General features: G+C 69.9%; 10 protein-coding genes. 7 read left to right on the forward strand and 3 right to left on the reverse strand.

Features of this window, described 5'->3' with window-relative positions:
• Positions 1–20 precede the first annotated feature (20 nt).
• Positions 21–1,004: an LLM class F420-dependent oxidoreductase gene (locus BST11_RS03955; RefSeq protein ID WP_083136672.1), complete on the forward strand. Its 984-nt coding sequence runs from the start codon at positions 21–23 to the stop codon at positions 1,002–1,004.
• Here BST11_RS03955 and BST11_RS03960 read toward each other — a convergent pair.
• Positions 1,001–1,294: a putative quinol monooxygenase gene (locus tag BST11_RS03960; RefSeq protein WP_083136705.1), complete on the reverse strand. Its 294-nt coding sequence runs from the start codon at positions 1,292–1,294 to the stop codon at positions 1,001–1,003. The genes BST11_RS03955 and BST11_RS03960 overlap by 4 nt on opposite strands.
• A 161-nt stretch (positions 1,295–1,455) precedes the next feature.
• Between BST11_RS03960 and BST11_RS03965 the strand changes: the two genes are divergently transcribed.
• Positions 1,456–1,881 carry a Zn-ribbon domain-containing OB-fold protein gene (locus tag BST11_RS03965; protein WP_083136673.1) on the forward strand — a complete coding sequence of 142 codons (426 nt, stop codon included), beginning with the start codon at positions 1,456–1,458 and terminating at the stop codon, positions 1,879–1,881.
• A gap of 1 nt (position 1,882) precedes the next feature.
• A complete protein-coding gene (locus BST11_RS03970; RefSeq protein WP_083136674.1) occupies positions 1,883–3,028 on the forward strand; it encodes a thiolase family protein in 1,146 nt (381 codons plus the stop codon).
• Positions 3,029–3,097: 69 nt separating this feature from the next.
• On the opposite strand, the gene BST11_RS03975 is transcribed toward BST11_RS03970, so the two are convergent.
• A complete protein-coding gene (locus BST11_RS03975; protein WP_083136675.1) occupies positions 3,098–4,747 on the reverse strand; it encodes a DNA repair helicase XPB in 1,650 nt (549 codons plus the stop codon).
• 12 nt (positions 4,748–4,759) lie between these two features.
• Positions 4,760–7,003 carry a helicase-associated domain-containing protein gene (locus BST11_RS03980; RefSeq protein WP_083136676.1) on the reverse strand — a complete coding sequence of 748 codons (2,244 nt, stop codon included), beginning with the start codon at positions 7,001–7,003 and terminating at the stop codon, positions 4,760–4,762.
• A 103-nt stretch (positions 7,004–7,106) separates the two neighbouring features.
• Between BST11_RS03980 and BST11_RS03985 the strand changes: the two genes are divergently transcribed.
• Genes BST11_RS03985 through BST11_RS04000 form a run of 4 tightly spaced genes read left to right on the forward strand, consistent with a single transcriptional unit; the run spans position 7,107 to position 8,747 of the window.
• Positions 7,107–7,307: a hypothetical protein gene (locus BST11_RS03985; protein ID WP_067322303.1), complete on the forward strand. Its 201-nt coding sequence runs from the start codon at positions 7,107–7,109 to the stop codon at positions 7,305–7,307.
• Positions 7,308–7,315: 8 nt separating this feature from the next.
• Complete coding sequence (gene moaC, locus BST11_RS03990; RefSeq protein WP_083136677.1) at positions 7,316–7,843, forward strand: cyclic pyranopterin monophosphate synthase MoaC; 528 nt, start codon at positions 7,316–7,318, stop codon at positions 7,841–7,843.
• Positions 7,843–8,325 carry a MogA/MoaB family molybdenum cofactor biosynthesis protein gene (locus BST11_RS03995; RefSeq protein WP_083136678.1) on the forward strand — a complete coding sequence of 161 codons (483 nt, stop codon included), beginning with the start codon at positions 7,843–7,845 and terminating at the stop codon, positions 8,323–8,325. Before moaC ends, BST11_RS03995 begins: the two co-directional genes overlap by 1 nt.
• Positions 8,322–8,747 (forward strand): molybdenum cofactor biosynthesis protein MoaE, encoded by a 426-nt coding sequence (locus BST11_RS04000; RefSeq protein ID WP_083136679.1) that lies wholly within the window; start codon positions 8,322–8,324, stop codon positions 8,745–8,747. The genes BST11_RS03995 and BST11_RS04000 overlap by 4 nt, the downstream gene beginning before the upstream one ends.
• The last annotated feature ends 160 nt before the right edge of the window (positions 8,748–8,907 follow it).

An 8,907-nucleotide genomic window follows, 5' to 3' on the forward strand; every position in this document is an offset into this window, starting at 1 on the left:
TCGGGTTAGAGTCCCAAGCTATGCGCTTCGGTCTCTTCATTCCACAGGGCTGGCGGCTGGACCTGGTCGGCATCGACCCCGAGAAGCACTGGGCGGTGATGCGCGATTTGGCCGCCCACGCCGACAACGGCGCGTGGGACTCGCTGTGGGTCTACGACCATTTCCACACCGTCCCATTGCCGACGGGCGAAGCCACCCACGAGGCATGGTCGCTGATGGCGGCGTACGCGGCGACCACGTCGCGCATCAAGCTCGGGCAGATGTGCACGGCGATGAGCTACCGCAATCCGGTGTACCTGGCCAAGGTGGCCGCGACCGCCGACATCATCTCCGGAGGCCGGATCCAGATGGGCATCGGCGGCGGCTGGTACGAACACGAGTGGCGCGCTTACGGTTACGGGTTTCCGTCGGCCAAGGTGCGGTTGGCGCGCCTGGACGAGGGCGTGCAGATCATGCGCGAGGCCTGGCGCGACGGCAAGGTCAGCTTCGACGGCGAGCACTACCAGGCCGACGGCGCCATCGTCGCGCCGAAGCCGTTGCAACCCAACGGCATACCGCTGTGGATCGCCGGGGGTGGGGAGAAAGTGACCTTGCGCATCGCCGCGAAATACGCGCAGTACACCAACTTCACGCCCGAACCCGAGGCGTTCGCCCACAAGTCGGAGGTGCTGGCGCGGCATTGCCGCGACGTGGGCACCGACTTCGACGCGATCGTGCGCTCGGCCAACTTCACCGCCGTCGTCGGTCGGTCCGAGACCGACGTCAAAGACCGGCTGCGGCGGGTGCGCGACCGGCTGGCCGGCTATGTGCCTGAGGCGGTGGCGGATTCGATGGTCACCGGCATTCCGGACGCGGCGAGCGGGACACCGGAACAGGTGATCGAACGGATCGCGAAGGTGCGCGATCTCGGGTGCGAGTACGCGATCTGCTATTTCCCGGAGGCCGCCTACGACCGTTCCGGCATCGAGGTTTTCGAGCGGGAAGTCATTCCCGCGCTGACCTAGACGTCGGAGGTGACGTACCGCGTCTTGACCGGGGGCGCGGACAACAGGGGCGGCAGCTCGGTCAGTTTTCCCTCGCCGGCCCGAAATGCGCGGTAGGCCTCGTCGTGCTCGACCGTGTCCCACAGTTCGTAGACGATCCAGTGCGCCTCGTCGGCCCCGTCGACGAGCACGTCGGTTCGCAGGTTCCCGTCGAACGCGCGGGTGACTTGCAGGGCGCGACCCATCACGTCGCGCGCCGCCGGCACGGATTCGGGCTTGAATTTCAGTTCCAGTAGCACCGTGACGGGCATGCTCGTCTCCTCGTGTTGCGGCGGCGTCCCCAACATAGCCGCCCCAGCCGAGGGGCAGCGCGAGGCCGCAGGCAGCGAGAACGCAATTTCCACTTTTGTCGAACGCTGTTGTACCTTTCAGGGAGCGCGTTGATGTGTTGCGGACCGCGGGAGGATCCCCTATGCAGAAGGCACTCGCCCCCGAAATCTCCACCTGGCCCGACGAGAACCCCCAGCTGATCGGGAGTCGCTGCGGCGCCTGCGGTGCCACGACGTTCCCGGTGCAGCAGTGGTGCCCGCGCTGCAGCGGCGGCGAGATGACCGAGGTCTTGCTGCCCCGCCGCGGGACCCTGGTGGCGTGGACCACGCAGGGTTTCCCGCCGGGGGCGCCCTATGCCGGCCCGGCGGGCAACGATTTCGTGCCGTTCGGCGTGGGCCTCGTCCAGCTCGGCGACATCATCCGGGTCGAGGGCCGGTTGACCGAAAACGACCCGGCGAAGCTGCAATTCGGCCAGGAGGTCGAGCTGACCATGGTGCCGCTCACCACGGACGAAGAGGGCGCCGAGATCATGACGTTCGCGTTCCAGCCGATCGACAAGGGAGCCTGAGATGACCAATGACGTCGCAATCATCGGCGTGGGTCTGCACCCGTTCGGCCGCTTCGAGAAGACCGCGATGCAGATGGGCGCCGAGGCCATCCAGGCCGCGCTGAGCGACGCCGGCCTGGACTGGAAGGACATCCAGTTCGGCTTCGGCGGCAGCCACGAGGTGTCCAATCCCGACGCGGTGACGCGGCTGGTCGGGCTGACCGGCATCACCTTCACCAACGTGTTCAACGCCTGCGCCACCGCCGCCAGCGCGATCCAGCAGACCGCCGACACCATCCGGCTGGGCAAGTACGACATCGGCATCGCCATCGGGCTGGACAAGCATCCGCGCGGCGCGTTCACCGACGACCCCGCCAAGCTCGCGCTCCCGCAGTGGTACGCGCAGAACGGCCAGTTCGTCACCACCAAGTTCTTCGGGATGAAGGCCAACAAGTACCTGCACGACCACAACATCTCGCAGGCGACGCTGGCCAAGGTGGCCGCCAAGAACTTCCGCAATGGTGCGCTGAACCCGAACGCGTTCCGGCGCAAGCCGATTTCCGAGGAAGAGATCCTCAACTCGAACGTGCTCAATTACCCGCTGACGCAGTACATGTTCTGCGCGCCCGACGAGGGCGCCGCGGCGGTCATCATGTGCCGCGCCGACATCGCGCACAAGTACACCGACAAGCCGGTGTACGTGCGGGCCTGCGAGATCCGGACCCGTCGTTACGGCGCCTACGAGGTGCACGCCACCTTCGCCCCGCTGGACGAGGACGCCTCGCCGACGGTGCACGCGGCCAAGGCGGCCTACGAGGCGGCGGGCATCGGGCCCGAGGACGTCGACGTCGCCCAGCTGCAGGACACCGACGCCGGCAACGAGGTCATCCACATGGCCGAGACGGGTCTGTGCGCCGACGGTGAGCAGGAAAAGCTGCTGGCCGACGGCGCCACCGAGATCCACGGTTCGTTGCCCGTCAACACCGACGGCGGACTGATCGCCAACGGCGAACCCATCGGCGCGTCGGGCCTGCGGCAGATGCACGAGCTGGTGCGCCAGCTGCGCGGCGAGGCGGGCGAGCGTCAGGTTCCCGGCAACCCACGGGTCGGCCTGGCCCAGGTGTACGGGGCCCCGGGCACCGCGTCCGCGACCATCGTGTCGCTCTAGCGCTCCGCCCCTCCACAAGCACAAAAGCCCCCGAGACAACGGCGTTTCGGGGGCTTTTGACTGCCCGCGCTAGATCGCCGGGCCCAGCAGGTCGTCGGCGTCGCGGATGACGTAGCCGTAGCCCTGCTCGGCCAGGAAGCGCTGCCGGTGCGCCGCGTAGTCGGCGTCGAGGCTGTCGCGGGCCACCACGGAATAGAAGATGGCGCCGCCGCCGTCGGACTTGGGCCGCAGCAACCGGCCCAGCCGCTGGGCCTCCTCCTGGCGCGATCCGAACGTGCCCGAAACCTGCACCGCCACCGAGGCTTCCGGCAAGTCAATCGAGAAGTTGGCGACCTTGGACACCACCAGCGTCGACACCTCACCGCGGCGGAAGGCGTCGAACAACGCCTCGCGTTCCTTGGTGCGGGTGGATCCCTGGATCACCGGGGCATCCAACTCGACGCCGAGCTCGTCGAGCTGATCGAGGTAGGCGCCGATCACCAGGGTCTGCTCGCCGGGGTGTTTCTCCAGGATCGACTTCACCACAGCGATTTTGGTGTGCACCGTCGAGCACAGCCGGTAGCGTTCCTCCGGTTCGGCGGTGGCGTACATCATGCGCTCGTTGTCGGTCATGGTCACGCGCACCTCGATGCACTCGGCCGGCGCGATCCAGCCCTGTGCCTCGATGTCCTTCCACGGCGCGTCGTAACGCTTCGGGCCGATCAGGGAGAACACGTCGCCCTCGCGGCCGTCCTCGCGGATCAGCGTGGCGGTCAGCCCGAGGCGCCGCTTGGACTGCAGGTCGGCGGTCATCCGAAACACCGGCGCCGGCAGCAGGTGCACCTCGTCGTAGATGATCAGCCCCCAGTCGCGGCTATCGAAGAGTTCCAGATGCCGGTACTCACCCTTGGTGCGGCGGGTGATCATCTGGTACGTCGAGATGGTGACCGGCCGAATCTCCTTGCGCTCGCCGGAGTATTCGCCGATCTCGTCCTCGGTCAGCGAGGTGCGCGCGACCAGCTCGCGCTTCCACTGCCGCGCGGCGACGATGTTGGTGACCAGGATCAGCGTCGTCGCACCGGCTTTCGCCATCGCGGCGGCGCCGACCAGCGTCTTACCGGCGCCGCACGGGAGCACCACCACCCCGGAGCCGCCGGACCAGAACGAGTCCGCGGCCAGCTGCTGGTAATCGCGCAGGTGCCAGCCGTCCTGCTCCAGGCTGATCGGGTGCGCCTCACCGTCGACGTAACCGGCGAGGTCCTCGGCGGGCCAGCCGATCTTCAGCAGCATCTGCTTGACGCGGCCCCGCTCGCTGGGGTGGACGACGACGGTGTCCTCATCGATGCGGGCGCCCAGCATCGGCGCGATCTTCTTGTTGCGCAGCACCTCCGCGAGCACCGCGCGGTCCAGGCTCACCAGGGTCAGGCCGTGCGCGGGGTGCTTGACCAGCTGCAGCCGGCCGTAGCGGGCCATGGTGTCGACGATGTCGACCAGCAGCGGCTGGGGCACCGCGTAGCGGGAGAACGACACCAACGCGTCGACGACCTGTTCGGCGTCGTGACCGGCGGCGCGCGCGTTCCACAGCGCCAGGGGCGTGATCCGGTACGTGTGCACGTGCTCGGGCGCGCGTTCCAGCTCGGCGAACGGCGCGATGGCGGCGCGCGCGTTGCCGGCCAGCTCGTGATCGACCTCGAGCAGCACCGTCTTGTCGGACTGCACGATCAACGGCCCCTCGGTCATGCCCCCCATTATTCAGTCGCCCGCCGACACCACCGAGGTGATGCGGTGGATGGCGAAGTCGCGCATCCGCGCGGACCCCGAATCCCAGGCCACCAGCTGTCCGCCCCGAATCGTGATCGGCGACACCACCCGCTGGGTGGCCACCCCCGCGGCGTCGAGGTAGCCGATCACCAGGGTGGCCTGGTCCTTGGCCGCGCGCTGCAACAGCGACATGGTGACCGCGGGGTCGACGCGGGTGTTGCCGAAGGGTGCGGCGGTCACCTTCCGCAGCACCGAGACGACCGCGTTCAGCGTCTCGCCGGTGGGCCGCGGCAGGGGGCGGTACGGCCTGCGCTCCTGCGGTGTGGGCACCCGGGCCCCGCGGGGCCGGACATCGACGATGGCGCCGGACGAATCCTCGGCGGCCGGCGCAAAGCCGGCGGCGCGCAACGCGACGAGCACCTCGGCGATCGGCGCGGGCGACACCGCGACCGTCGGCGCCAGGGCGCGCAGCCGCAGCTGGTCGGCGGCCGCCACCGCCTGTGCCAGCAGGGCCGGGTCCTCACAGCGCACGAACGACGCGGCCATGCCGATCCGCAGCTGGCCGTGCCGGCGGGCGACATCGTCGATGAGGTAGGTAAGGCCTTGCGGCACCGGAGTTTTCGAGTGCTTGGCGAAAAACTCTTGCATCCAGTCGCGGGTCTTGCCGACGTCGAGTGCGTGGCGGATCGACTGTTCGCTGATGCGGTAGACCATCGCCGTGCCCGCCGATTCGACGGTGGCGACCGTGGCGAGGTCGTCGGCCAGCTCGCGTCGCAGCGGTCCGGGCACCACGACCGTCAGGTCGCCCTGCACCAGGAAGTGGTCGATGGGCGCGGGCATCGCCCGCGTCATCGCCTGTACCGCGTTCCCCGGGTCGGCGTCGAGCAGCGCCCGGCCGGGCGTGCTGATCGCTCCGCGGCCCACCAATCCCAGCGCATGGCTTTCGGCCAGCAGGTCGGCCACGGGTTGGGGCTGCAGCCGCCTGGCCCAGCGCGGACGCCGCCAGATCAGCGCCGCCGAGGCGGTGGCCGCGTCGACACCGGCGCCGGGTGGCAGCTCGGAGAGCATGCTCAGCAACAGCCGGCGGTCCAGTGGCGCGGCGGTTGAATACAGCGAATCCGTCAGGGCGCCATAGGGTTTGGCGTCAGGACTGCGGGTGCCGATCAACGCCGGCCGGACCGGCAGGTCGAGCCAGGTGTGGGCGAGCAGGTGCCAGCGCTCGGCCGGCGACATCCCGGAGTACCGTTCGATGGCCATCGTCGGCGCCCAATACGGCCCGTCACCGTGGGCCGGTTCCGGGTCGGGCGTGCCGCTGGCGATCAATCCGGCTGCCGCCGCGACCTCGAGGATCAGGCCGAGCCGCCGCTCCTCGACACCGGTCGTCTTTGCCAGCCGCTTGACGTCGCGAATCCCCAGTCCGCCGCTGCGCAGCTCGGAAACCGGTGCGGCGCCGAGGGTTTGGAGCAGCACGTCGATCTCTCGAAGCAGGTCGATGACGGCGCCAGCGGCCACCGCGTCGACGTCGACGGCCGTCGTGGTCGACACGACCGGGTCGGGGGAGGTCAGGCTCATGGGCCCGGGGTCCTCCCCGCGCAGCACCTGCCCGACGTGGCGGGGCAGGATCACCCTCTCGGCATCGATGCGCCGCAGCAGCCCCATCGCCAGCAACTGCGGCACGGGGCGGTCCGCCGGGGCGCCGGGCGCGGCGTCGCGGGTGCGGCCCATCGGCGAACCCTCGAGCAGTTTGTCCAGCACGGCGAGCTGCGCGTCGTCGAGGCCGTCGACGAGACCGGCGATCTCCTCGCCCGTGCGTGAGCCGTCCTCGAGCGTGACCTGCCCGGGATGCCAGGGCAACGCGGTGCCGGCATCGGCGGCGACCCGGACCGCTGCCTCGCCCCACACCAGGGCGCGCTGTCGCAGGTCGTCCAGCGCGCCGACGACGTCGGCCTCGGGAGCGCGGTCACCGATGAGCGCGACCAGCTTGGCGGTGGGCACCGGGGCGGAGTCGGCCTGCAGCACCAGCAGGGCGTCGAGCACGGCCAGCCGCAGGAAGTCGAGATCGTCGGTGGCGGCCTTGACCGACTGCCGCGCCTGGGCGCGCGCGGCCAGCGCCGCGATGCTGCCGGGCGGGGGCTGGGCGAGGTCCGGCCGTAGTTCCAGCAGTCGGATCAGCCGCTCGTCGGGCAAATCGGCCAGCCAGGACCCCAGCGGGATATCCGGGGTGTTGTCGGTCATTGCTGACCAGCGTAAAGCAGTCGGCCGGCGCAAACGCCACGGTCAGGACGCCCGCGGGCGGCCTTGCGTCACCCGGACCCGTGCGACCTGTCAGAATGGACCCGTGGCTAACACTGCTGAGGGCAAGGCGCGCAAGACCAAGTACGTCGACAACGGTTGGCCGACGACGGACCCGGACGACCACGCCGTGAGCGAACTGGTGACGGATCGGACGGGTGCGCTGTCACCGTTCGGCGAGTTGGTCTTCCCGCTGCCCGCAACCGACCTGCCCTACCTCCACCCGGTTACCGTCGTCAACCGGTAGGTCGCCGGATGGCTAAGGCCTCAGAGGCAGCCAAGCCGCCCGCGACCTGGGCATCGCCCGAATCCCGGTCCGGCAAGCTTTCGCACCTGGACGAGCGGGGGGCCGCGCACATGGTCGACGTCACGGAAAAGGGCGCCACCAAGCGCACCGCCGTCGCGGCGGGCGCACTGCGCACCTCGCCCGAGGTCGTGGCGCTGATCTCGTCCGGCGGCATGCCCAAGGGCGACGCGCTGGCCACGGCGCGGGTGGCCGGCATCCTGGCCGCCAAGCGCACCAGCGACCTCGTCCCGCTGTGCCACCAGCTCGCGCTCACCGGGGTCGACGTCGACTTCGCCGTCGGCGAGTCGGACATCGAGATCACCGCGACCGTGCGCAGCACCGATCGCACGGGCGTGGAGATGGAGGCGCTGACCGCCGTCTCCGTGGCGGGGCTCACGCTCTACGACATGATAAAGGCCGTCGACCCCGCCGCGCGTATCGACGACATCCGGGTGCTGCGCAAGCAGGGCGGCAAAACCGGAAATTGGGAGCGGTGATGAGCGCGCGATCCGCACGAGTGATCATTGCGTCGACCCGCGCCGCGGCCGGCGTGTACGAGGATCGATGCGGGCCGATCATCACGGAATGGCTTGAGCAGCAAGGCTTTTCGCCGGTACAGACCGACGTGGTGGCCGACGGTGGTGCCGTCGGCAAGGCGCTGCGCGAGGCGCTCGACGCCAACGTCGACGTGATCATCACGTCGGGCGGCACCGGCATCTCACCCACCGACGGCACCCCGGACCAGACCGTGGCGGTGCTGGACTACATGATCCCGGGGCTGGCCGACGCCATCCGCCGCTCGGGGCTGCCGAAGGTGCCGACGTCTGTGCTGTCGCGCGGGGTCTGCGGCGTGGCCGGCCGGACGCTGATCGTCAACCTGCCGGGCTCGCCCGGGGGCGTCCGCGACGGCCTCGGGGTGCTCGCCGACGTGCTCGACCACGCGCTCGACCAACTCGCGGGCGGGGATCACCAACGATGACGCGCGTCTTGCGCGCCGCCATGACCGAAGAGCCGATCGTTTTGGCGGAGCACGAAGAGCTGGTGGGCCATCAGTCTGCCGGGGCCATCGTCGGATTCGTCGGCATGATTCGCGATCACGACGCCGGCCGCCGGGTGGTGCGGCTGGAATATTCGGCGCACCCGTCGGCCGCCGACGTCCTCGCCCAGGTGGTGGCGGAGGTCGCCGAGGAGGCTGCCGGGGTGCGCGCCGTCGCGGCCAGCCACCGCGTCGGCGTCCTGCGCATCGGCGAGGCGGCGCTGGTGGCCGCGGTCGCCGCCGACCATCGACGGGCGGCGTTCGACACGTGCGCCCGCCTGGTCGACAGCATCAAGGCGCGACTACCGGTGTGGAAGCACCAGTTCTTCGACGACGGAACCGAAGAGTGGGTGGGCTCGGCCTAGCGGGCCGCAGTGATCACGACGGCTGCACGAGCGCGTCGAGCGCGTCGTTGCCGTGGATGTTCGCGCCCCGGATCTCTTCCCACAGCTGCTGGGTGTAGCCGACGTTCGCCGTCTGCGGCGGCGCGGGCGGCAGGGCGTCGGCCGGGGGCGCCGGGGGGAG

It is taken from the genome of Mycobacterium alsense (assembly GCF_002086635.1).
Taxonomy (GTDB): Bacteria; Actinomycetota; Actinomycetes; order Mycobacteriales; family Mycobacteriaceae; genus Mycobacterium; species Mycobacterium alsense.